At 51.8% G+C, this 24,666-nt stretch carries 18 protein-coding genes; 12 read left to right on the top strand and 6 right to left on the bottom strand.

All coding sequences use genetic code 11. The features are described from left to right. Positions 1-64 precede the first annotated feature (64 nt). Positions 65-2,203, top strand: a complete 2,139-nt coding sequence (gene topA, locus FC49_RS01115) for a type I DNA topoisomerase (protein WP_056983839.1) — start codon at positions 65-67, stop codon at positions 2,201-2,203. 147 nt (positions 2,204-2,350) lie between these two features. Further along, positions 2,351-3,229 carry an aldose 1-epimerase family protein gene (locus FC49_RS01110; protein ID WP_056983837.1) on the top strand — a complete coding sequence of 293 codons (879 nt, stop codon included), beginning with the start codon at positions 2,351-2,353 and terminating at the stop codon, positions 3,227-3,229. Between the two features lie 96 nt (positions 3,230-3,325). Here the strand turns inward: FC49_RS01110 and plsY are convergent, their stop codons facing one another. Continuing rightward, positions 3,326-3,955 carry a glycerol-3-phosphate 1-O-acyltransferase PlsY gene (plsY, locus tag FC49_RS01105; protein WP_003711846.1) on the bottom strand — a complete coding sequence of 210 codons (630 nt, stop codon included), beginning with the start codon at positions 3,953-3,955 and terminating at the stop codon, positions 3,326-3,328. A 222-nt stretch (positions 3,956-4,177) separates the two neighbouring features. Here plsY and parE point away from each other — a divergent pair, with 222 nt between their 5' ends. The 5 genes from parE to FC49_RS01080 all read left to right on the top strand — a co-directional run bounded on the left by parE (position 4,178) and on the right by FC49_RS01080 (position 10,743). Continuing rightward, positions 4,178-6,169 carry a DNA topoisomerase IV subunit B gene (gene parE, locus FC49_RS01100; protein ID WP_056983835.1) on the top strand — a complete coding sequence of 664 codons (1,992 nt, stop codon included), beginning with the start codon at positions 4,178-4,180 and terminating at the stop codon, positions 6,167-6,169. A gap of 22 nt (positions 6,170-6,191) precedes the next feature. Continuing rightward, on the top strand, positions 6,192-8,669 hold the full coding sequence (parC, locus tag FC49_RS01095) for a DNA topoisomerase IV subunit A (protein WP_056983834.1): 2,478 nt from the start codon (positions 6,192-6,194) through the stop codon (positions 8,667-8,669). A 33-nt stretch (positions 8,670-8,702) separates the two neighbouring features. Further along, positions 8,703-9,221: a DUF1836 domain-containing protein gene (locus FC49_RS01090; protein ID WP_056983831.1), complete on the top strand. Its 519-nt coding sequence runs from the start codon at positions 8,703-8,705 to the stop codon at positions 9,219-9,221. A 12-nt stretch (positions 9,222-9,233) separates the two neighbouring features. Then, positions 9,234-9,710: an NUDIX hydrolase gene (locus FC49_RS01085; protein ID WP_056983829.1), complete on the top strand. Its 477-nt coding sequence runs from the start codon at positions 9,234-9,236 to the stop codon at positions 9,708-9,710. A gap of 97 nt (positions 9,711-9,807) precedes the next feature. After that, entirely contained in the window at positions 9,808-10,743 is a 936-nt protein-coding gene (locus FC49_RS01080; RefSeq protein ID WP_003711820.1) for a manganese-dependent inorganic pyrophosphatase, read from the top strand. A 242-nt stretch (positions 10,744-10,985) separates the two neighbouring features. On the opposite strand, the gene FC49_RS01075 is transcribed toward FC49_RS01080, so the two are convergent. The 3 genes from FC49_RS01075 to FC49_RS01065 all read right to left on the bottom strand — a co-directional run bounded on the left by FC49_RS01075 (position 10,986) and on the right by FC49_RS01065 (position 14,968). Next, positions 10,986-11,990 (bottom strand): LacI family DNA-binding transcriptional regulator, encoded by a 1,005-nt coding sequence (locus FC49_RS01075; RefSeq protein WP_003711825.1) that lies wholly within the window; start codon positions 11,988-11,990, stop codon positions 10,986-10,988. A 94-nt stretch (positions 11,991-12,084) separates the two neighbouring features. Beyond that, a complete protein-coding gene (locus tag FC49_RS01070; RefSeq protein ID WP_003711901.1) occupies positions 12,085-13,428 on the bottom strand; it encodes a gluconate:H+ symporter in 1,344 nt (447 codons plus the stop codon). A gap of 19 nt (positions 13,429-13,447) precedes the next feature. Then, positions 13,448-14,968, bottom strand: a complete 1,521-nt coding sequence (locus FC49_RS01065; RefSeq protein WP_056983827.1) for a gluconokinase — start codon at positions 14,966-14,968, stop codon at positions 13,448-13,450. Between the two features lie 203 nt (positions 14,969-15,171). On the opposite strand from FC49_RS01065, the gene FC49_RS01060 reads away from it, so the two are divergent. Together FC49_RS01060 and FC49_RS01055 are read left to right on the top strand one after the other, a co-directional pair. Then, positions 15,172-15,561 carry an iron-sulfur cluster biosynthesis family protein gene (locus FC49_RS01060; RefSeq protein WP_003711854.1) on the top strand — a complete coding sequence of 130 codons (390 nt, stop codon included), beginning with the start codon at positions 15,172-15,174 and terminating at the stop codon, positions 15,559-15,561. 283 nt (positions 15,562-15,844) lie between these two features. Next, positions 15,845-17,218 (top strand): NAD-dependent succinate-semialdehyde dehydrogenase, encoded by a 1,374-nt coding sequence (locus tag FC49_RS01055; protein ID WP_003714835.1) that lies wholly within the window; start codon positions 15,845-15,847, stop codon positions 17,216-17,218. A 107-nt stretch (positions 17,219-17,325) separates the two neighbouring features. On the opposite strand, the gene FC49_RS01050 is transcribed toward FC49_RS01055, so the two are convergent. Then, on the bottom strand, positions 17,326-17,646 hold the full coding sequence (locus FC49_RS01050; protein WP_003711875.1) for a hypothetical protein: 321 nt from the start codon (positions 17,644-17,646) through the stop codon (positions 17,326-17,328). Positions 17,647-17,837: 191 nt separating this feature from the next. Between FC49_RS01050 and FC49_RS01045 the strand changes: the two genes are divergently transcribed. Together FC49_RS01045 and FC49_RS01040 are read left to right on the top strand one after the other, a co-directional pair. Then, complete coding sequence (locus FC49_RS01045) at positions 17,838-19,520, top strand: glycoside hydrolase family 13 protein (protein WP_056983825.1); 1,683 nt, start codon at positions 17,838-17,840, stop codon at positions 19,518-19,520. Between the two features lie 17 nt (positions 19,521-19,537). Then, the gene (locus tag FC49_RS01040) at positions 19,538-20,923 is read left to right on the top strand and encodes an SLC45 family MFS transporter (RefSeq protein WP_056983823.1); all 1,386 of its coding nucleotides are present in this window, start codon (positions 19,538-19,540) and stop codon (positions 20,921-20,923) included. Positions 20,924-21,072: 149 nt separating this feature from the next. Here FC49_RS01040 and FC49_RS01035 read toward each other — a convergent pair whose 3' ends face one another. After that, positions 21,073-22,071: a LacI family DNA-binding transcriptional regulator gene (locus tag FC49_RS01035; RefSeq protein ID WP_225349467.1), complete on the bottom strand. Its 999-nt coding sequence runs from the start codon at positions 22,069-22,071 to the stop codon at positions 21,073-21,075. A 156-nt stretch (positions 22,072-22,227) separates the two neighbouring features. On the opposite strand from FC49_RS01035, the gene FC49_RS01030 reads away from it, so the two are divergent. Beyond that, positions 22,228-24,546, top strand: coding sequence for a glycoside hydrolase family 31 protein (locus FC49_RS01030; protein ID WP_056983821.1), 2,319 nt, complete (start codon positions 22,228-22,230; stop codon positions 24,544-24,546). Positions 24,547-24,666 lie beyond the last annotated feature (120 nt).

The raw sequence follows: 24,666 nt of genomic DNA, 5'->3' as shown, positions 1-24,666 counted from the left end.
CTGTTCCATGTAATAATAGATATGTATTAATGAAGAAAAAATATTAAATGTGAGGAGCCTGTTTATGGCAACCAAAACCGCTAAAAAAACAACGAAGGCTACCGCGACGAAAAAGAAGACGACGCGGCGCCGTTCAAAAGTGAAGAAAAATCTTGTAATTGTCGAATCACCGTCGAAGGCTAAAACGATCGGCCGCTTTTTGGGGCGCTCCTATAAGGTCGTTGCTAGTCTAGGCCACGTTCGCGACTTGCCGAAGAGCCGGATGGGGGTCGATATTGAACACGACTACCAGCCTGACTATATTTCCATCCGGGGGAAGGGTGACGTCATTAAGGAGTTGCGTAAGGATGCGAAGAACGCTAAGGCGGTCTACCTGGCATCTGACCCCGACCGGGAGGGGGAAGCAATTGCCTGGCACGTTTCCAATATTTTGAAACTAGATGATGACCAGAAGAACCGGGTAACCTTTAACGAAATTACCAAGGATGCGGTTAAGAACGCTTTTAAGGAACCGCGGACTATTAACATGGACCTGGTTGATGCCCAACAGGCACGGCGGGTGCTGGACCGGTTAGTGGGTTATTCCATCAGTCCAATCCTGTGGAAGAAGGTTAAGAAGGGACTGAGTGCCGGCCGGGTGCAGTCCGTTGCCCTTAACCTGATTATCCAACGGGAAAATGAAATCCGTAATTTCAAACCCGAAGAGTACTGGACGATTGACGCCGAATTTAAGCACGGCCGGGATAAGTTTACCGCTGCCTTCTACGGTGAAAATGATAAGAAGGTCAAGCTCAGTAATAACGAGGATGTTCAACGGATCTTGAGCAAGCTCGATAAGAAGCAGGACTTTGCTATTACCAAGGTCACGCGGAAGGAACGGCGGCGCCAACCACAACCGCCGTACACAACGTCAACGATGCAGCAGGACGCTAACCGGCGGCTAAATTTCCGGACCCGGAAGACGATGATGGCTGCGCAGATGCTTTATGAAGGAATTGACATTAAGCAGGGAGCCCCTGTCGGCCTCATCACCTATATGCGGACGGACTCCACCCGAATTGCCTCGATTGCTAAGCACGAGGCCTCGCAATTTATTCATGAGCAGTATGGTGGTGAATACGCGGCGGTCAAGCCGGTCAAAGGGAAATTGCCAGAAGGGGCTCAGGACGCCCACGAAGCAATTCGGCCAACCTCGGTTCACCGAACACCAGCCAAAATGAAACCCTACCTGACCAATGACCAGTACAAGCTATACAGCCTGATTTGGGCACGCTTTGTCGCCAGTCAGATGACCCCTGAAGTAATTGATACGATGAACGTCAACCTGGAACAGAATGGGGTTGACTTCCGTGCTAATGGTTCCAAGGTCAAGTTCCCAGGCTTTACCAAGGTCTACAAGCGGGGCGATGATAAGGATAACGTTCTTCCCGAATTGAATGAGGGGGACCAAGTGCAAATGGTCAGTGATGATCCGGCCCAGCACTTTACCCAGCCACCGGCTCGTTACACAGAAGCGGCCCTCATCAAGACCTTGGAAAGCAATGGGGTCGGCCGGCCATCGACTTACGCACCGACCCTGGACACAATCCAGCGGCGGTACTATGTTCGGCTCGTATCCCGGCACTTTGAACCGACGGAACTGGGGGAAATTGTCAATAAGATTATTGAAAAACAGTTCCCCGACATCGTTAACGCCCAGTTTACGGCGGACGTCGAGGGTGAACTAGACCAAGTCGAAGAAGGAAAACAAAACTGGATTAAGGTGGTCGACAGCTTCTACCAGCCATTCTCTAAGGAAGTCCATAATGCCGAAGAGCAGGTTGCCAAGATTCAGATGAAGGATGAGCTTGCCGGCATCGATTGTGATATTTGTGGAGCGCCAATGGTCGTCAAAATGGGCCGGTACGGTAAGTTTTACGCCTGCTCGCGCTTCCCTAACTGCCGTAATACCAAGGCCATCGTCAAGGATACCGGGGTGACCTGCCCGGTCTGCAAGCAGGGAACGGTCGTGGAACGGAAGTCCAAGAAGAACCGGGTCTTCTACGGGTGCTCCCGCTATCCTGACTGTGACTTTGTTTCCTGGGACCGCCCAATTGGCCGTGATTGCCCTAAGGATGGTCACTTCTTAGTTGAAAAGAAGGTCAAGGGGGGCAAACAGGTTATTTGTCCAAACGGTGATTACGAAGAAGCCGTTCAGAAATAAGGTAAAACCAGTAAAACTTGGCGATAAAAGTTTTACTGGTTTTTACTTTGAAAGAATTGAAAGCGCTTCGTAATTCTGCTATTGTGCAAGGGAAAGGGTTTGTATATACTAGGTGTTAAACGTTTATCAATGAAAGGGAGAAACACGATGATTACTCTGCAAAATGACGTCTTATTAGCGGTTGAAATTAATGAACTCGGTGCCCAACTGCACAGTATTAAACGCCGGGACAATGGGCTGGAATACCTCTGGCAAGGAGATGCTCGTAGTTGGGGACGGCAAGCGCCCATTCTTTTCCCGTTCGTTGGCCGGTTGAAGGATGACCAGTATGAGTTTGACCACCAAACTTATCACCAGGGTCAGCACGGTTTTGCCCGGGACCGGCAGTTCGCGGTGGTTAACCAAGATGATAATCAGGTAGTGCTGGAACAGCGCTCTGATGACGAGACGCGGCAGGTTTTTCCCTTTGAATTTATTTTACGGGTCCACTACCAATTAGTTGCCGCCCAGCTCCAGGTAAGCTATGAGGTCATTAATCCGGCAGACCGTTCATTAATTTACGCGATTGGGGCTCATCCCGGCTTTAATATGCCGTTAACACCAACCGGAGATTTTAATAATATTAAGTTTACGGTTAGCCCGGCGGAGGAATATTCCCGGATTGTCCTGGAGGGACCCTATAACGATTCTGGACACCCACGACTGATTGACATGACCACCGGCTTCAATCTTGACCACCAGTTGTTTGCCCATGATGCAATTATTTTTAAGACCGGGGGAATGGACTTTGCGGCGACGCTGACCGACTTGGCAACGGATCATGGAGTGACCGTTTCAACTAAGGAAACCCAATACGTGGGACTTTGGTCAGCCTACCCGGCCAAGGCTAATTTTGCCTGCATCGAGCCCTGGTGGGGAATTGCCGATAACGTCGCGGCAGACGGCCTGCTTCTTCATAAGCAGGGGATGTCGCGGTTGGCACCTGGTGCAAGCAAGCAGTACCACTTTAGTATCAAGCCATTCTAAACAAGCTAGTAATCAACAAAAAAGGGAAGCAAAATCTGGTTTGGATTTTGCTTCCCTTTTCCAATTGCTGTTAGTTATGCGTTCAAACACTAACTTCTATTTCTCACGGTTCTTTTCTCGCAGGTAATGCCCCAGTCCAAAGTGAACCATCGACTCTTTGCCGGTGATGATTCGCTTAATATTTCCCTTGTGCCGGTAGACTACCAGAACTGTCAGAATACCAGCGACGAGTGAGAGAACCAGGTCTCGCTCACAAAGGGCAATGATGAAAATTGAGGTGATCCCGACGATGCTGGCAGCACTCGCCATCGACGACAGGAGAAGGGTGCCGATAAAAATCAGGCAGGCAATGCCAAAGAGCGGCGGGTTATATGCCAGCAAGATCCCTGCGCTGGTCGCCACCGCTTTGCCGCCGTGAAAGTGGTCGAAAATGGAAACCGTGTGGCCGAGTGAGGCGAAGAGCCCAATCAGCAGCGGGTTGACACTGTGGCTAACCCCCAGCAGGTAGGGCTGACTGGCAGCCAGCGTTCCCTTGAGGACGTCCATGAAGAGGACGACGGTCCCAGCTGCCGGGCCTAGCGTACGGAAGGTATTAGTAGTACCGATGTTGCCACTTCCCAGCTTTCGAATGTCCTTGTGGTAGAAAATACGCCCGATCCATAAGCCTGACGGGATAGAACCGAGCAAGTAGGCGATGATAATCATCCCCCATATTTCGAACGTCATCTTTAATTCACCTCAATAATGTGCTTGTCAAAGTATTAGGATACCATGAATTCTAGTCTGGCGGTAGTTTCTCAGACTAAAAATGAGATTGGAGTTTGCGAAATAGCTTTAATTTGAGTTATTATCAATATTGTAACAATTTATCGGCGCTGCTGGCTAGGATTGCCAAGCACTAGCAGTCATGATAAAATTCAACTATCGAACATCTGTTCAAAACGCGATATGGGAGGTCATTTTGTGACCACGAAGAAAGTAAAATACGATGAATCATCAATCCAGGTCTTGAAGGGTCTGGAAGCCGTTCGCAAGCGGCCGGGAATGTATATCGGCTCGACCGATAGCCGGGGGCTGCACCACTTAGTTTACGAAATCGTCGATAACGCGGTGGATGAAGCTCTTTCTGGCTATGGTGACGAAATCAACGTGACCATTGAGGCCGACAATTCGATTACGGTTCAGGACCATGGTCGGGGGATGCCCGTGGGGATGCACGCCTCGGGTAAACCCACGCCAGAAGTTATCATGACGGTCCTTCATGCTGGTGGTAAGTTTGGCCAGGCCGATGGCTACAAGACCTCTGGTGGTCTGCACGGGGTCGGGGCCTCGGTAGTGAACGCCCTATCAACCAACTTAACGTTGACGATTGTGCGGGACCATGTTCGCTACCAGGAAAAATTTAAGAATGGTGGGCAACCAGTTGGGACCCTGAAAAAGCTGGGCAAGACCCGGGCGGATAGCGGGACAACTGTAACCTTTAAGCCGGATCCGGCCATTTTCACAACCACAACTTACGACTATAATACTTTAGCAAACCGTCTGCGGGAATCGGCATTCCTGCTCAAGGGAATCAAGATTGTCCTGACTGACAAGCGTCCGGGCCAGGAGCAGGAAAACGTCTTCCAATTTAATGACGGAATCCAGGAGTTCGTTTCCTACCTCAACGAGGGGAAAGACACCCTGGGCAAGACCCTTTACTTTGATGGTAAGGATCAAGGGGTCGAGGTCGAAGTCGCTGCCCAGTACAATGACGGTTATTCCGAAAACCTACTCTCCTTTGTCAACAATGTGCGGACGCCAGATGGTGGGACCCACGAAGCAGGATTTCGCAGCGCCTGGACCAAGACCTTTAATGAGTATGCCAAACGGGTTGGCCTCCTGAAGGCTAACGATAAAAACCTCGAGGGTAGCGACGTCCGGGAGGGGCTGACGGCGGTCATCTCAGTCCGCATTCCAGAACGGCTCCTCCAGTTTGAAGGCCAGACCAAGGATAAGCTGGGAACACCGGAAGCTCGCAAAATCGTCGATACGATCGTCAGCGAGCAGCTCAACTATGCCTTGATGGAAAATGGCGACTTCGCCCAGATGCTAATCAGAAAGGCACTCAAAGCTCGGGAAGCCCGGGAGGCGGCGCGGAAGGCCCGCAACCAGGCCCGGGGTGGCAAGCGGAAGAGCCGGAAGGAACGAAACCTGTCCGGTAAGCTCACCCCTGCCCAGTCGAAGAACGCTAACAAGAATGAACTCTTCCTGGTCGAAGGGGATTCTGCCGGCGGGTCGGCTAAGCAAGGCCGTGACCGGAAGTACCAGGCAATCCTGCCCCTTCGTGGAAAGGTGCTGAACACTGAAAAGGCGAAGCTCGACGACGTGCTGAAAAACGAGGAGCTGAACACAATCATCTATACCGTTGGTGCCGGTGCCGGATCCGAATTTGACGTTGACGACTCCAACTACGACAAGATCATTATCATGACCGATGCCGATGATGATGGGGCCCACATTCAAATCCTCCTGCTGACCTTCTTCTACAAGTATATGCGGCCGATGATCGAGGCGGGCAAGGTCTACATTGCCCTGCCACCTCTCTACCGTCTCCAGCAGGGAAAGGGCGCGAAGACGAAGATTACCTACGCCTGGACCAACGATGAACTGACTAAGCTGACCAAACGGATGGGCAAGACGGCCCAGTTGCAGCGGTTTAAGGGGCTGGGGGAAATGAATGCCGACCAGCTCTGGGAAACAACGATGAATCCGGAAACGCGGACGCTGATCCGGGTACGGATTGAAGACGCTGAGCTGGCAGAACGGCGGGTGACGACCCTGATGGGGAATAAAGTGGAACCACGGCGGGAGTGGATTGAAGAAAACGTTCAATTTACCCTGAGTGATGACCAGGAATCCGATGAGTTAGTTGCCAGCAAAAAGCACCTTAACCAATAAGTGAGAGGAAGGAATCAGTTTCGTGAGAGACGCAAAAATTGAAACAATGTCGCTTGAACGGCTCATGGGTGAGCGGTTCGGCCGTTATTCAAAATCCATCATTCAGGAACGGGCCCTGCCAGATATCCGTGATGGCCTCAAGCCGGTTCAACGGCGGATCCTATACGCGATGAATAAGGATGGCAATACCTATGACAAGGGCTTTCGGAAGTCCGCCAAGTCCGTCGGTAACGTCATGGGGAACTTTCACCCCCACGGGGACAGTTCGATTTATGAGGCCCTCGTTCGCCTTAGTCAGGATTGGAAGCTCCGTGAACCACTGGTAGAAATGCACGGTAATAACGGTTCGATGGATGGGGACCCCGCCGCGGCAATGCGGTATACTGAGGCCCGGCTAAGCAAAATTGCCGGCCTGATGCTCCAGGATATTGACAAGGACACGGTCGAAATGACCCTGAACTTCGATGATACCGAAAAGGAACCGACCGTCTTGCCGGCCCGGATTCCCAACCTGCTGGTCAACGGGGCAACCGGGATTTCCGCTGGTTATGCGACCGAAATCCCGACCCACAACCTGGGCGAGGTACTCGATGCCTTGATCTACCTCATCAAGCACCCTGACGCTAGCTTAGAGAAGCTGATGGAGTTTATCCCCGGTCCCGACTTCCCGACCGGCGGGATTGTGCAGGGGGCTGATGGCATCAAGAAAGCCTACCAGACCGGCCGCGGCCGGATCGTTGTCCGGGCCAAGACAGAAATCGAAACCCTGCGCGGCGGGCGCCAGCAGATTAACGTGACGGAGATTCCGTACGAAGTCAACAAGGCCCAGCTGGTTAAACGGATTAACGACCTCCGCTTAGCCAAGAAGGTGGAAGGAATCGTTGAAGCGCGGGATGAAACCGACCGGAGCGGCTTGCGGATCGCAATTGAGCTCAAGCGGAACACTAATGCCAACGGGATCTTAAACTACCTTTTGAAAAACACTGATCTGCAGATCAACTACAACTTCAATATGGTGGCAATTGATGACCAGCGGCCAATGCGGGTCGGTTTGAAGCACATTCTGACCTCTTACCTGGCCTTTCAAAAAGAAGTCGTCCGCCGGCGGACCAGCTATAACCTTGATAAGGCCCAGCGTCGGCTTCATATTGTCGAGGGGTTAATCAAGGCCTTGTCCATCCTCGACCAGGTCATTAAGACTATCCGGGCCAGCAAGAACCGGAAGGACGCCAAGCAGAACCTGATTGACCAGTACGCCTTTACCGATGTCCAGGCCGAAGCAATCGTAACCCTGCAGCTGTACCGGTTGACCAACACCGACGTCACGGAGCTGGAGGATGAACAGCAGCACCTGACCGACCTGATTGACGAATACCAGCTGATCCTGAGCGACGATGAAGAATTGTCAAAGGTTGTTCGCCGGGAAATGCAGGCGGTCAAGAAGGAGTTTGGCAACCCAAGGCGTACCCAAATTGAGAACCAGGTTGAGAAACTGGAAATCGACACCAAGGTCACGGTGGCTAACGAAGACGTGGTGGTGCTTGTTTCCCATGCTGGCTACATCAAGCGGAGCAGTATCCGGTCCTTTAAGGCCTCCTCACTGGACGAAGATGGCCTGCGGGAGGACGACTACCCGCTGCTGATTACCCAGACCAATACATTAGCCCACCTCTTCATGTTTACGAACCGGGGCCACGTGATTTACCGGCCGGTTCACGAACTAGCGGACGTTCGCTGGAAGGATACCGGGGAGCATATTTCACAGACGATCGGCCTTGCGGAGAACGAGGAAATTATCAAGGCGATGGTCTTTGATAAACTTGACCTGCCAGGGTCCTTTATTTTCGGGACGTCTGACGGCCAGGTTAAACAGTCTGCTTACAAGGACTACCAGCCTGGTTCTCGCTACAAGAGTCATGCCAGCATGGCGGTGAAGCTCAAGAGTAAGGATGCGACGGTAATCAGCGTGGACTACTACGAACCGACGGATGAAAACCGCTCCCTCCTGGCGATCAGCCGGGAAGGGTATGCGGTCCGCTTTGATGTAGCCGACGTCCCAGTTACGGGACTGCGCACGGCCGGTGTACGAGCGATTAATTTAAAGGATGACGATGCTTTGGCTGACCTGGTATTGGTTAAGGATGGTCAACGGGTCGCCTCAATTACTCAGCGTGGGGCCTTTAAGGAAATGCCGATTGACGAGATTGCGGTCGGTGCCCGGGCCCGGCGTGGCGAGCTGGTCCTGCACCGACTCAAGAGTCACCCGCACAAGATCGCGGACTTTTTGGCCTATGACGCTGACTTTGCGGGGACCTTTGAGGTTATTACTGATCGGCCACAATTCCAAGACGTGGCGGTTGCTGACCACCATCTTGGTTCTATTAAGTCGAACGGCACCTTTGTAATTGATACTGAAACTCAAGGGACGCCGGTCAAAATCCGGGTTAAAGAAACCAATATCCTCCATGAAGGGGAGCAGGAGCCGCTCCTGCGGAACTAACATTAAAGTCGCGGAATTTAGAGGGGTGATTTGATGGGAATTATCAGACGGCAAATGCGGAGTGCGACCCAGGAGCTGATTATGCCGCGCTACGACGATTTACCACGACTAGGACTCTACTTAGAACAGGTAACCCGCTATTTAAACCAGACCTTTGATGGCCTGGCACCCCTGCACATTTCCACGGGGACCGTTAGCAGTTACGTAAAGCGGGGGATTGTTGGTCATTCCCACCAGCGGCAATATGACCGGGACCAACTTGCTGCTTTGATTTTTATGGCGGCGTGCCGGCGGGTCGCTACCTTTGACGACCTGCGCTTTTTACTGCAAGTCCAGGCACGGAACCACGACCTCGCCGCGGCCTACGACTACTTTTGCGCCCGCCTGGAAGAAGACTACCAGTATGTCTTTGGCTTACGCCCCGACCTAGCCCCGATTGGAACCGATGACTCGGATGAGAAGGCCGCTCTGGATAAGCTGTTGTGGATGGTCAGCTGCCAGCTCTACTGGCAATCCTACCTTGACCAGGCGCGGCAGAATCATAATTCCTAGGAGGGATGCTTGATGGCGTATATTGCAGACTTGCGGGCCCTAGTTGGCCACCGGCCCTTGATTTTAACCAGTGCGTCGGGAGCCTTGATTGACAAAGATGGTGCTATTCTCTTGCAGGAGCGGGCGGACACCGGTGATTGGGGGTTCCCCGGCGGCTACATGGATTATGGCGAAAGCTTTGGTCAGACCGTCGTCCGGGAATTTAAAGAAGACGCCGGGGTAGTGGTGGCACCGGTGAAGCTCCTGAAACTCCAGGACGGTGACTTATATACTTACCCGAATGGGGACCAGGTGCAGCCCGTCAATGCTTTCTACCTAGTCCGGGAACTTGAGCAGAATAGTTACCCGGTCAAGGCTACGGAAACGGTACGGACGGCCCGCTTCCCGCTGGATGGGCAGCCACCCCGCTTTTTTAACCAGCAGCATGCGGTCATGTGGACGGTGGCGAGGGATTACTTTCACCGGCACCGGGCAGAAATAATCCACTAATTGCCCGCACCATTACCGGAATCATGATAGAATAGTGAATGAATAATCCTGCCGCCGGGTGTTGGACCGGTGGGGGATAAATTGGAGGAATTACTTTATGGAAAAAGAATTAGTCTTTGGACACCAAAAGCCAGATACTGATGCCATCACTGCGGCCATGGCATACTCATACTTCCAAAATCAATTGGGATACGAGACGGAAGCCGTTGCCCTGGGTGAACCAAACGCGGAAACCCAGTTTGCCCTGAACAAGTTTGGCATGAAGGCACCCCGGGTTATCAAGACTGCGGCAAACGAAGTTGACAAGGTAATGCTGGTTGACCACAACGAACCACAGCAAAGTGTTAGCGACATTGACAAGCTCACTGTTACCCACTTGGTTGACCACCACCGGATCGCCAACTTTAACACTGCTCAACCGCTGTGGGCTAACTTTCGGCCATACGGCTGTGTGTCAACCATCCTGACTGAAATGTTCCAGGAAAAGCACATTGATATTCCAGCGAACCTGGCTGGAATGATGCTGTCCGCAATCATTTCTGACACCCTGCTCTTAAACTCACCAACGACGACTGACCATGACCGGGAAGCCGTTGAACACCTGGCAAAGATTGCCGGGGTTGACGACTACGAGAAGTACGGTGTGGAAATGCTGAAGGCCGGGGCCGACGTTGACGCCAAGTCTGACGCGGACATCGTTGACGGTGACGCCAAGACCTTTGAACTGGGCGGTACCAAGCTGCGGATCGGCCAGGTCAACGCGGTTGAACTGGATGACGTTTTCAAGCGCCAAGCCGACCTGGAAAAGAAGATGCGTGAATTGATGGACGCTAACGGCTACCAGGTCTTCATCCTGATTGCTACTAACATCCTGAACAGTGATTCCGAACTGCTGGTCATCGGTGACGATACAGAGAAGGTTGAACAGGCCTTCAACCACAAGCTGGGCGACAACCACCGGATGAACCTGCCAGGCGTTGTTTCCCGGAAGAAGCAAGTGGTTCCACCATTGACGGACGCTTTCGAAGGCTAATTTGAACTAACTGGTAAAATAAAAATCGTGAGGCTAGGAATTAACTCAACCTCTTAGTTACCTTATAGATAATGATGCCTCAGCGCAGTAGCTGGCTGGCAGTTCAAACGCTGATAAATCAGCATTTGACCAACCTAGCCATCCTTGCGGAGGTTCCCAGAGGCTAGCTTCGCGTCGAAAGACAAACACCGAAAATCAGCTGCCTGCCGATTTTCGGTGTTTTTTCTCACTCTCACGATTTTTTAAATTGAGGGACGGTCGACGATTTCGACCGGGAGCAGGGTGGTGGAGCCGTCTACCCGGCGCTGCTCAATTTGCTGGAGAAGGCGCTGGGCGGCGAGGTTGCCCATTAGCTCCATGTCTTGTTTGAGCAGGTAGATACCGTTAGCTACGAACTGCGACCATTCCCAGTCATCAAAGCTAATTAGGCCAAAATCATCGGGGAAAGTCAGGTGGTATTGCTGGAAAATCGCGAGGAGGTCGAACAGGACCGGCCCCATTAACGAAATCACCGCTGTCTTACCGGGTAGCTGGGCGAGCTCATGGGTGAAGTGGTCCGCCAGCCAGCGGCGGTCGTGCCCCCGTGTTTCCAAGTTGCGGAAGGTTAAGCCGTACTCAGTCGCGGCGGCCTCTAATCCAGCCAGGCGGGGAATTTGCCCCGACGCCTCGGCAAAGTGCGCGCTGATTGCCAAAACATTATCATAGCCATGCTCGACCAGGTGTTTGCCGAGCCGGAAACAGGCGTCCCGGTTGGCGCTGGTAATGGCGGCAACACCTAGGGGCAAGTCGTCAATTTCCCGGTCGACGATTACCAACGGAACCTTACGCTTGACCATCCCCGCAAACTGCTTAAAGTGGCGGGCGTCCGGCTGGATGATCAGTCCGTCGACCTGCTGCTGGTAGAGCCTTTGCAGCGCCCGCTTTTCGGTTGCCTGGTCATTGTTGGTATTTACTAAGAGGATATCGTAGCCAGCCTGTTTGAGGACATCGTCAATCCCTTTCGCTAGCAAGGAGGAGAAGTGGTTAGCAATGTCCCCAACCAGGACGCCGATAACGTGGCCCTGGTCTTGGCGCAGGCGCTGGGCGGAAGCAGTGGGGACAAAGTGCAGCTGGTCAATGACTGCTTCCACCCGCTCTCTGGTGGCCGGCCGCATCTTTTCGTAGTGACCGTTAATAATCCGGGAAACTGTGGTTACGGAAACACCGGCCTGCTTGGCAACATCGCCGATGGTTACACGTTGGCTCATAAAACTTTATCATCCTTACACAAGTAGTTATAGTATAAGCATAACAAACCAGCAAAAAGGCGTCACTAGCTAGTGACGCCTTTTTTAGCTGAACTTAAACAAACAGTGAGATGGCGTAGACCGAACCCAGTCCGGCAATCGCCAGGACGGAGGTCAGAGTTGACCAGGAAAGCAGGGTTTCCTTGAGGGAAAGGCCGAAGTATTCCTTGATCATCCAGAACCCGGCGTCGTTGACGTGGTCACAGAAGACGGAACCGGCACCAACACTCAGTACCATCAGGGCAGCCATCGCGGAGTTGGAACCGAATTGGTGTGCCATTGGGGCCACCAGACCGGCCGCGGTCATCGCGGCAACGGTCGAGGAACCAAGGGAAACCCGGAGCAGGGCGGTAATCAGCCATGCGGCGAGGATTGGTGAGATGTTAGTCTGGGCGAACAGACTGGAGATGTACTTGGAAATCCCCCCGTCGACCAGGACCTGCTTGAAGGCACCCCCACCACCGATAATCAGCAGCATAACGGAAATTTGCTTGATGGACAAAACCATCGAGTCGGTAATCTGGTTCATCGTCTTGTTCCGGTGCAGACCCATGGTAAAGATGGCAAAAATTAATGAAAGCAGCATTGCCAGGTCAGGAGCCCCGACGAATTGGATGAATTCGTTGACCGGGTTGCTCTTAGGGAAGATGAATGAGCAGATGGTAGCGATGGCAATCAGGATTACCGGCATCATGGCGGTCAAAACTGAAATGCCAAACTTAGGTGTCTCGTCGAGCTTGAATTCCTTGTAGTCGCCCAAAACGGAAATATCGATGTTCTTGCGGTAAACCTGTGGGTAGACCTTGTGGAGGAACCAGTTGAAGACCGGCCCGGCAATGATGATGGTTGGAATCGCGGCGATGATCCCGAGCAGGAGGACGTGCCCCAGGCTGGCGCCAAGAATATCAGAAATGGCAGTTGGTGCCGGGTGCGGTGGCAGGAAGGCGTGGGTGACGTTCAAAGTGGCAGCCATCGGAATCCCCAGGTACATCAGTGGCATATCCAGTTCCCGGGCGATAATAAAGATAATTGGCAGCACTACGACCAGGCCGACTTCAAAGAAGAGGGCCAGACCGATGATGAAGGAGGCCAGGATGACGGCAACTTGGATCCAGCGCCGCCCAAATTTGTCGATCAGGGTCGTAGCAATCCGGTAACCACCACCGGCATCGGAAACCAGCTGGCCCAGCATAGACCCAAAACCGAAGATAATTGCTAGGTGCCCTAGTTGGCCGCCGATCCCAGTTTCAATTGTTGTTGGAATTTTAGTCAGTGGCAGGCCCAGCATCAGGGCAACAATGAATGAAGTGATAACTAAGGCGACGAAGGTGTTGAGCTTCAGCTTGACAATCATGAAGATCAGCAGGATGACGCCGATTAAAACAATTAATAATGGCATAGTAACATTCTCCTTTTAGTTATTTTCGCTGCAATTTTGCAATCGTGGAGTAGGCCGGTGATAATAGTCCCTCGACCTGTTGGAAGAGCGGCAGGTACTTTTGGTAAACAGTGACGGTTTCCGGGACCGGCTGGTAAGACTTCTCTTCACCGATAAAGTCCTGGACCGCGCTCAGGCTGTCAACCATCCCCAGGCTCTTCATCGCCATCGTGATGGCGCCGAGGCAGCCGGACTCGAATGATTCAGGGATGTTGACCGGGCAGTTAAGGACGTCGGCGAGCATCTGCCGCCAAACTTCAGCCCGGGCAAAGCCGCCGGTTGCGGTCACACTCTTTGGCTGGCCGACCAGATCGCAGACTGCCTGGTAGACCGTCGCAATGTTCATGCAGATTCCTTCCATGACGGCCCGGAGCATATCGGCCCGGGTGTGAAGGTTATTAAGACCAAAGAAGGAGCCCCGGGCGTTGGCATCCCAGAGTGGGGCCCGTTCACCCCCGAGAAATGGAAGGAAAATCAGCCCATTGGCCCCCGCTGGTTCACCCTCAATCACCCGATTGGCGAGGGTGAACGGGTCGGTTTGCTCGTTTTGAACGGCACTCGGGGTCACCAGGTGTTCAACAGCCCACTGGTAGACGTCCCCACCGTTGTTAAGCGGCCCGCCGACTACCCAGAGGCCGTTATCGACGGCATAGCAGAAGAGCCGCTCTTGGGGGTCGATTACTGGGTGGTCGGTGATAACCCGGACCCCCGCAGAAGTTCCGATGGTGATGGCGACCGTGTCCTGCTGGATGGCCCCGACGCCAAGGTTGGAAAGGGCCCCGTCAAAGGCGCCGTAAACGAACGGGGTCTCCGCCGGAATGCCCATCTGGGCAACGGCTTCGTTCGTCAGGCCGCTTGCCTGGGTGGTCCCGTTGACGATTTCCGGTAGCTGGTCCTTCTTAACCCCCGTCAGTTCCAGGGCAGTTGGGTCCCAGTCCCCGCTGTTGATGTTCATCATCCCCGTGCAGGAGGCGATTGAGATGTCAACCTTGAAGCTGTTAAAGAAGCGGTAGAAGAGGTAGGACTTGATGTCGCCAAAGTAGCTGGCAGCAGCTAGCCTTTCTGGTGCCGTGTCTTTGAGCCACAGGAGCTTGGTCAGGGGGGACATCGGGTGAATTGGCGTCCCGGTTTTAGCGTAGAGTTGTTTTCCCAGCGGCGACCGCTTTAATTGGTCGGCGGCGTTCCGGGCCCGGGTATCCGCCCAGGTGATTACCCGGGACTGGGGCTGGAAGTGTTCATCCAGTAAAATTAAACTCTGGTTGGCACTAGAGAACGAAACCGCTAACAATTTTTCGTTAGCGAAATCAATCTGTTGGCCAGCATCGTGGATGACCTGTTCAACGGCGGCCACCATTTTTTCCGGATCCTGCTCTGCCATCCCGTTGCTGTCCCGGTAGAGTGGGTAGCCCTGGGTAAACTGGTCGATCACGTGAGCGTGTTCGTCATAGAGGACGGCTTTCGTGCTCGTAGTTCCAACGTCCACACCAATTAAGTAGTTCAATGCAATCTCCTCCTCAGTTTTTATGAAAGCGTTTTGGTTTATCGTTACACCAAATAATATACTCACTCCTGGAAGCGGTGTCAACCGTAAAATTAAAATTAGTGTATCGTTTTCCTAGATCAAACGGGGCTGAGCAGGAAATTTTACTTTATTCCGTCTGTCTGTAAAATAGTAAGTGTAAACTACGAGAAAGGGTGACAAGAATGAACGTAACCTTTACTGACGACGCCTTACAACGAATTAAGCGGTACCTGAGCCCGGCAAAGAAGATTTTGCTGGACTACGATGACGGGGTCGGTCCTTTTTCCGCGGTTGGCAACTGCTCCTTGGACAGCGGCTACCAGCTGCTCTTCGTTGACAAGGACTTGGCCGTGCCTGACTATGACCGGCAGATTGATTCCAACGTTGGCCCCATTTTAATTAAGGGCGAATCCCTTCCCCAGTTTGAGGAGGAGATGGAGGTTCGTTTTAATCGTCACCTCTTCACACTGCCCCTGGTCAGTCGAAAGGGGATCTTAACCGACAACCTGGAAGTGATCGATTACAGCGGTACCCCTGGAGCTACCCAGCAGGGGACGGCTCACGACTGCTAAATTTGCCGAGAACGCAAAGAAATAACCGGCTCTAAGATTCCTGGAATTGAGGAATTTTAGAAGCCGGTTTGTTTTTTACACGACTTTCAAAGATAAAAAATAGCTTCACAAATTGGTCTAGCTGAAAATTGTGAGCGGGACGAAATGACCGTCATAGCCTAATTATCGCCATGTGATGAACTTAATTAGCGAATAGTGTTTAAGAAAATCAAAGGTGGATTAGTTGAATTGGTCTAGGGGTTAGTTATAAAATGTAAGCGCTTAGTAAAAAGGAGGAAGCGTTATGGCATATCAAACAATTAATCCATATACCAATGAAGTTGAACAAACATTTGAAAATACGACCGATGAAGAGCTGGAGCAAACGCTGGCAACTGCCCACCAGTTGTACTTAGAATGGCGAAGGGATAACAAGCTGGAAGAGCGCAAGCGGGTGATCTTGAACCTTGGTCGGCTTCTCCGTGAACGGCGGGAAGAGTACGCAGCAATTATGACGAGAGACATGGGAAAGTTAATCGGCGAGGCAGAAGGGGAAGTGGACCTTTGTGCGTCCTTCTGTGATTACTATGTAGCGAATGCCGATCAGTTTTTAGCACCAGAGATAATTGCGACGACCAGCGGACGGGCAAAAGTAATCAAGCAGTCCCTGGGTACGCTTGTCGCGGTCGAACCATGGAACTTTCCGTTTTACCAAATCGCTCGGGTGTTTATTCCAAACTTTATCGTTGGCAACCCAATGATTCTAAAAGACGCATCCAATTGTCCGGCATCGGCGCAGGCCTTTGCGGACGCTGTTAAGGAAGCCGGGGCGCCTGCTGGTAGTTTAACAAACCTTTTCTTGTCGTACGACCAAGTAAATCGGGCAATCGCGGATAAACGGGTTGCTGGAGTCTGCTTAACTGGTTCTGAACGGGGTGGAGCAACGGTTGCTAAGGAAGCCGGGGCTAACTTAAAGAAGAATACGATGGAACTGGGTGGCAACGATGCCTTTATCATTCTGGACGATGCCGATTGGGACCTTGTTGAAAAGGTTGCTCCGGCTGCGCGCCTCTATAATGCGGGGCAGGTATGTACATCATCCAAGCGGTTTATCGTATTAGAAAAAGATTACGACCACTTCTTAGAAATAATGAAGGACGCCTTTTCTAAGGTTAAGATGGGGGACCCGCTCGATCCATCAACAACTTTGGCACCACTATCTTCAAAGAAAGCCAAGGAAAAACTTCAAGGCCAAGTTGACTTAGCCGTTGCCAACGGTGCCAAAGTTTACTACGGGAACCAGCCGGTAGCACTTGCTGGGCAGTTCTTTATGCCAACAATTTTAACGGACATTACGCCAGCTAACCCGCTCTTTGATACCGAAATGTTTGGACCGGTGGCATCAGTGTACAAAGTCAAGTCCGAAGAAGAGGCAATTGAGCTGGCTAATAATTCCAGTTATGGTTTAGGAAACACGGTCTTTAGCCAAAACTATGAACATGCTGAACGAGTAGCTGCTCAGATTGAAACTGGGATGAGCTGGATCAACGCCGGCTGGGCATCATTACCGGAGCTTCCGTTTGGCGGAGTGAAGAATTCCGGCTATGGTCGTGAACTCAGTAGCTACGGAATTGAAGAGTTTATGAATAAGCACTTGATTTATGAGGCCCGGCAGTAATAAGCGTTAGCACTGCTGATAACTGCTTCCAAATTATAGCTAAGCGCCTAAAATCGACTTGTTAGCCGGTCTTAGGCGCTTTTCGAATGCTCTTAATTATTAGTAGTTTAGAGAACCAAGCTAAATAACAATGCCAGCAACAGGGTCAGGGCGCTGAGGGCGACGGCACCCCAATAATGGTGGCGGTTATCCTGGCACTCGATTGCCCGGTAGACAAACAGAATCGCCAGGGAAGCCGAAAGCAGGATCATTAGGAGCATGACCCAGAAGGCCCAGCCGTGTGCTAGGCGGTGGTAAAAGTTGGCATAGAAAATAACGGCCCCGACGTACATGACGAAGGAGTAGGCATAGTTGCCCCGCCGAAAATTAGCCACGAGGGCGTAGATGAATCCGGCCATTAAGAGAATACTAATCAAATTAATTAACATACCAGAACCTTCTTTAAGTTTAAGGAATTATCTCTATTATAAACACATTTCACCAATAATGTCTTTTAGCAATCAAAATGTACTCGTTTTCATATCATTATCGTGTAACCGCTTGCATATAAATAAAAACGTGCTAAGATAGTCAATGTAAACGATTGCAGTGAAATCATTGGATTGAAAGGTGTTATTTCATGGAGAACAAACATTGGTGGAATAATTCAGTTGTTTATCAAATCTACCCGAAGAGTTTTCAGGATAGCAACGGTGACGGGGTTGGTGACCTGCGCGGGATTATCAACCGGCTGGATTACTTACAAAAACTGGGTGTCGACGTCATTTGGCTTAACCCGATTTACAAGTCGCCCCAGGTAGATAATGGCTACGACATTAGTGATTATCAGGCGATTAATCCAACCCTCGGTGACATGGCTGATTTTCAGGAGCTGATTGATGGCATCCACCAGCGGGGAATGAAATTGGTCATGGACCTGGTAGTCAACCACACTTCGGACCAGCACCACTGGTTCCAGGAAGCGAAGAAGGGGAAGGACAACAAGTACCGTGACTACTACATCTGGCGGGATGGTAAGGATGGTCACGAACCAAATAACTGGGGTTCGTACTTCTCCGGTTCGGCCTGGCAGTATGACCAGGATTCTGACCAGTACTACCTTCACTTATTTGCTACCCAGCAACCAGATTTGAACTGGGAGAACCCAGACGTTCGTCACAGTGTCTATGACATGATGAACTGGTGGGCTGCCAAGGGGGTCGATGGTTTCCGGATGGACGTCATCAACCTAATTTCTAAGCCGGAGGGCCTGCCAGACGGTAAAAAGGCGGCGGATGAGAAGTACGCCAACGTTGAACCGCTCGTCGCCAATGGCCACCGGATTCACGAGTTCTTGCAGGAAATGAACAAGAATGTCATGAGTAAGCACAAGATGATTACCGTGGGTGAAACGCCGGGAGCTACACCAGAAGACGCTGAGAAGTACGCGGACCTGGACAACAAGGAACTAAACATGGTCTTCCAGTTTGAACACATGGGCCTGGATGGCAACCCGAATCCGGCGTTGGGTAAGTGGTACGACCAGAAGACTAAACTGAGTGACCTGCGGGCTAACTTCACCAAGTGGCAGGAAAAACTTGCTGGCAAGGCCTGGAACTCCCTTTATTGGAACAACCATGACCAGCCACGGGTAGTTTCCCGCTTTGGTGACGATAGCACCGAAGAATACCGGGTTAAGTCCGCTAAGATGTTAGCGACGATGCTCCACTTCCAGCAGGGAACCCCATACATTTACGAGGGGGAAGAAATTGGGATGACCAACGCGGCCTTCCCGAAGCTCGACGATTACGTCGACCTTGAATCAATCAACGCCTACCACCAGCTCGTCGACGACCAGCACCTCCTGGACGGTAAGACGATGATGAAGTACATTGCTAAGCACAGTCGGGACAACGCCCGGACGCCAATGCAGTGGGATGCCTCTGCTAACGCTGGCTTTACGACTGGCACCCCGTGGGAAAAGGTCAACCCGGCGTACAAGTACATCAACGTTGACCAGGCGCTGGCGGATCCAAACTCAATTTTCTACTACTACCAGAAGCTCATTCAGCTACGGCATGAACTGCCGGTCATCACTAACGGGAGCTACCGCTTGGTAGATGGCAATGAAGATGACCAGGAAGTTTATGCTTACCTGCGGCAAAACGCTGACACCACATTGTTGGTTATCTTAAACTACACTGACCAGGGGCTGACCCGTCACTATGATGTGCCAAGCGACGCCAAACTGTTAATCAGCAATTACGCCGACGATGCCGGTGACGTGCTCCGGCCGTACGAAGCTAAGGTTTACCAGTATTAAGGGAAGAGGTAATTATCATGGATAGAAAGACAAACGAAGATAACCGGGTCGATCTTGACTCGGGGATGCCAGCCCTGACGAAGAGTCAAATCTTTTCCATCACCTTCGCCTTCTTTGGCATTAACATGGCGTTCTCGTTGCAAAGCTCACAGATGAGCCGGATTTGTCAGACGATTGGGGCGAACCCTAACAGTCTGGGCTTCTTCTTCATCTTCCCACCGCTGATGGGGATGATCGTCCAACCAATTTTAGGGCAAATGTCTGACCGGACGTGGAACCGCTTTGGTCGGCGGCTGCCATACCTGCTCTTTGGGACGCCAATCGCGGCATTAGTCCTGATCATGCTGCCATTCTCTGGCTCCTTTGGCTTCGGTTACGGCTCGCTGGCCGCAATGACTTACGCCGCAATTGCCATCTGTTTCATGGACCTGTTCTCGAACGTTTGTATGCAGCCCCTCCGGATGCTAGTCGGGGACATGGTTAACAACAAGCAGAAGAACGCCGCCTGGTCCTGGCAACAGGTCTTCTCTAATGGTGGTGCGATTCTCGCCACGATTTTGCCATTCGTCTTCACCGCATTTGGGATGTCCAACACGGCGAAGCGGGGAGTGGTCCCACAAACGGTTATCTGGGCCTACCTCTGTGCCGCTGCGGTGCTGCTGATTACCGGTCTCTGGACGGTCTTCAACGTTAAGGAATACGATCCCAAGACCTACGCTCGTTACCACCGGATCAATGTCGAAGAGGTACACCAAAAGGTCAGCCTCTGGAAGCTGGTCAAGCAGGCACCACGGTCCTTCTGGGAAATCAACCTGGTTCAATTATTCTCCTGGTTTGCAATTATGTACGTTTGGACCTACACTACCGGGACCGTTGCCAAGAACATCTGGGGTACGACCGATGTTAGTTCCGCCGGCTACCAAGCTGCCGGGAACTGGTACGGGATTTTGACCGCCGTTTACAGTATTGCCGGAATCGTCTGGGGCTTGCTGTACGCGCACGCCAAGGCCAACGCCCGGAAAAAGTGGTACGTAGTAGGAATGTTACTCGGTGCCCTCGGCCTGGGCAGCATGGCCTTCATCACTTCCAAGACCTTGTCGGTGGTCGCGATGATTCTCTTTGGGATTGCTAACTTCAGTATCAACACGATTCCATTTACCCTGTTGACTTCTTCTCTGAACGGGAAGAACGAAGGGGCCTACCTGGGGCTCTTCAACGTCGGAATCTGTGTCCCACAAATTCTGGCATCACTGTGCAGCTTCTTCATCTTCCCGTTGGTTGGTCACAACCAAACGATGATGATGCTGATTGCCGGTCTGTCACTGTTAGTTGGTGCCCTGGTGGTTCCACGGATTCACGAAGGGGTTACCGTTCAAAAGGCCGAACAGCAGGAAGAACAGTAGTAACTGAATAATTAGATTCGGTAGTTGACCTAATCGGTTGGACTACCGAATTTTTTTATGAAGCATACAGAAAAACCGTTCTAAACCAGCTGAAAAGCTGATCTGGAACGGTTGTTTTTTGCTAAGAAAGAATCTATCATTCACGCGCCTTACTTTTCCGTGGGTAAGGGTTGAACACTGTCTCGTTCGATTAGGGTGGTGGGAATAAAGGTCGAGGGTTGATCCTGGAGCAGGTTGTCAACGCTTGTGATACCCATCTGGTAGAAATCCTGGCTAACGGTCGTCAGTTCTGGCGTCGTCAGTTCACAAGTATCGGACCCATCAATTGAAATGATCGAAAGTTGTTCCGGGAGCCGCCAGCCGGCCTGAGTCGCGGCTTTGAGTAAGCCGGCACCAATCATGTCGCTGCCGGCGACGACCGCGGTCACGCTGCCATCCTGAATGGCACTAAAGAGCTTTTTCCCGTCCTGATAGCTGTAATCGCCATAGTGGATCCAATGAGGATTGATTGGCAACCCTGCCGCCGTCATCGCGCGTTGGTAGCCAAAGAGTCGCTGCTGGCCGGTCAGGTAGTGGTCAATGCCAACGAGGCCGATTCGCCTGTGTCCCCGTTTAATCAGGTAGTTCGTTGCCTGCTCACCAATTTCGACGTTGTTAGAGGAAACATAACGGTGCTCGGGGTGCTCAGGATTGTAAATCGAGATTAAGCGGTAGGGCATGTGGGCGGTACTGAGGATCTCGACTTGTTCCTGTTCCATCTTGCCGGAAATCATTAAAATCCCGTTTGCCTGGTGTTCGAGCGCCTCGTTAACGGTCTGGGTGAGTCGGCGGGAATCATTGTCACCCGCGTAAAAAGTGATGACCTGATGGTTAAGCTCCCGGGCGCGGTGGAGAATTCCGTTGAGAATCCCGATCCAAAAGTCCGTCTGCGTGTAGTTGATAATGACGGCGATCGTATTGGTCATGTTGGAGGCTAGTTGGGAAGCAGCAACGTTCTTGTGGTAACCCATTTCTTGGGCGATTTGCCGAATCCGCTTAGCGGTCGCTGGTTTTAAATTATTCTTGTAAGCGAGGGCGCGGGAGACAGTGGCGGTTGAAACGCCGGCTGCCCGCGCGATGTTTTTAATTGTTGGTTTCGTGACTTTCATCCCCAATCGTTTTCTTTTATTATAATCGTCTTTCCTCATCTAAGAAAACGCTTACAATTAGGCTAAATAAGATTTGTAAACGTTTGCAGAAAGTGGTACATTAGTGGTGTGAAGAATATTGCATGGGATAATCATCGTAGAAAGAAGAGACAAAGTATGACAAATCGCTTAACAGGCTATCAAAACGCAGCACCAAAGGTAACATTGGAGTACGCCGATGGCCGTCAGCTGTTATTAGACGTTTACACGAACGAAATTATCCGGGTCTTCATGAACCGGGGACGTGCAACTAATTCGTATGCGATTGAAGGAGACAAGCACCATAAAACTAGCTATACCGTGGAGGACAAGGGCGATCACATTGAACTCCGCACGCCCAGTTTGATTGTCAAGGCTTATGACAACTGCAAGGTTGACTTTTACGATGGCGACGGCAATCCGCTAGTGATGGACTACCGGGGACAGCGGCAACCACTGCCCAACGACCTCGATGAAGAACACCAATCGACGGTCCTTGCTGAGGGGCACGATATTAACCTGCTGGATAAGACGAACGACCACTACTACGAAGTCATTAAGTCAATGAGCCCGGACGAGCAGTTTTATGGACTGGGCGACAAGCCAGGCTTCTTAAACAAGCGGGGTTATGACTATGATAACTGGAACGTCGACTTCGGCCAGGTTCACAACGAGTCGGTCAAGGGCATTTACAAGTCCATCCCCGTTATGTACGGTCTAAAGAACGGTCACCCTTATGGCCTCTTCTTTGACAATACTTACAAGAGCCACTTCGACCTCGGCAAGGAGAGCGAAAACTACTATTACTACTCCGCCACTGACGGGAACGTGGACTACTACGTTCTGGGCGGTCACTCTCTAAAGGACGTTGTCGCCAACTATACCTACCTGACGGGGGTAACGCCGCTGCCGCAGAAGTGGGTCCTGGGTTATCAGCAGTCTCGCTGGGGCTACAGCACCAGTGATGACCGGGTCGCTAAAATTGCGGACGGCTTTGAAAAGTACCACCTGCCGATTGACGTCATCCACCTCGATATCGATTACATGCGGGGCTACCGCGACTTTACCTGGGACACGACTAAGTTTAAGAATCCCAAGCAGTTCGTTGCCGAGATGAGGAAGCGGGGAATTCGGTTAATGCCGATTCTCGACGCCGGTGTTAAGCAGGACAAGGACGGCTACGATATTTACCAGGAAGGGATTGAAAAGGGCTACTTCGTCGAAAATCCTGATGGCACCGTCTTTGTCGGGCGGGTTTGGCCCGGTGATGCGGTCTTCCCTGACTTTGGGCGGCCCGAGGTTCGCAACTGGTGGGCTAAGCACGTCAAGTTCTTCGCTGACATGGGCGCCTGTGGGGTTTGGAATGACATGGACGAACCAGCGTCCTTTGACGGCGAGTTGCCGACGGACCTGATTTTCCATGATGGTGAACAGAAGACTACCCATACCCGGATGCACAACGTCTTTGGTCACCTTCAAGCACAGGCGGTCTACGAAGGGATGAAGGCGGCCACTGGTAAGCGGCCATACATCATCACCCGGGCAGCCTACGCCGGAACGCAGAAGTACTCGACCATTTGGACCGGGGACAACCAGTCGATTTGGTCCCACCTGCAACTAGCGATTCCCCAGTTGAACAGCCTGGGGATGAGCGGCTTTGCGATTGCCGGGACGGACATCGGGGGCTTCCAAAAGGACACGACACCGGAATTGCTGACCCGGTGGCTGGAAGCATCCCTCTTCGTGCCGCTCTTCCGGAACCACGCCGAGATGGGGACCCGCTACCAGGAACCATGGTCCTTTGACCGGCAAACGCTTGATACTTACCGCGACTACCTGAATTTACGCTACCGCTTCGTCCCATTCCTCTACGACCAGTTGCGGCACGAAACCGAATCTGGCCTGCCAGTAATGCGGCCGTTAGTTTTGAACTATGACCAGGACCCAGCAGTGCGGCAGATTAACGATGAGTACATGGTTGGCACGAGCATTTTGGTTGCCCCAATCGTCAACCAGGGGGCTGATAAGCGGCTCGTTTACCTGCCAGCGGGTAAGTGGCTGGACTTCTGGAATAACGCCGAATACTCTGGCCAGCAGACGATTATGGTCAATGCACCATTGGAAAAACTGCCGCTCTTCATTAAGAAGGACACGATCCTGCCATGGGGCAACAAGGTTAAGCACATCAGTGACGAGCCAGAAAAGGTCATGACCTTCCGGCTGTTCGGGGACTGTGGTGCATACAAGCACTACCAGGATAACGGCTTGGACTTCAAGTACCAGGAGGGTGAGTACAACGAATACTACGTCGAGGTTGCCAATGATGGTCAGGTTGCCGTTAAACTGAACAAGCATGGCTACCAGCCAACCTATGAGCGGGTCTACGTTGAAACCGATCGCGGCCGCTTTGAATTCGATTACGACGACAGCAATGAGGACTACCGACTGGTGAAGTAAGCAGCGGAGAATAAATTGAGTAAATACCTTGGGAGACTGGGAATAAACTCAGTCTCTTTGCTATTTTAAAGATAAAAATGTAACAACACAGTAGCTGCTGGCAGTTCAAACGCTGATAAA

It is taken from the genome of Limosilactobacillus oris DSM 4864, from assembly GCF_001434465.1.
GTDB classification, from domain to species: Bacteria; Bacillota; Bacilli; order Lactobacillales; family Lactobacillaceae; genus Limosilactobacillus; species Limosilactobacillus oris.
The sequence above is the reverse complement of the archived record's forward strand: the minus strand, read 5'-3'. Positions and strand labels throughout refer to the sequence as shown.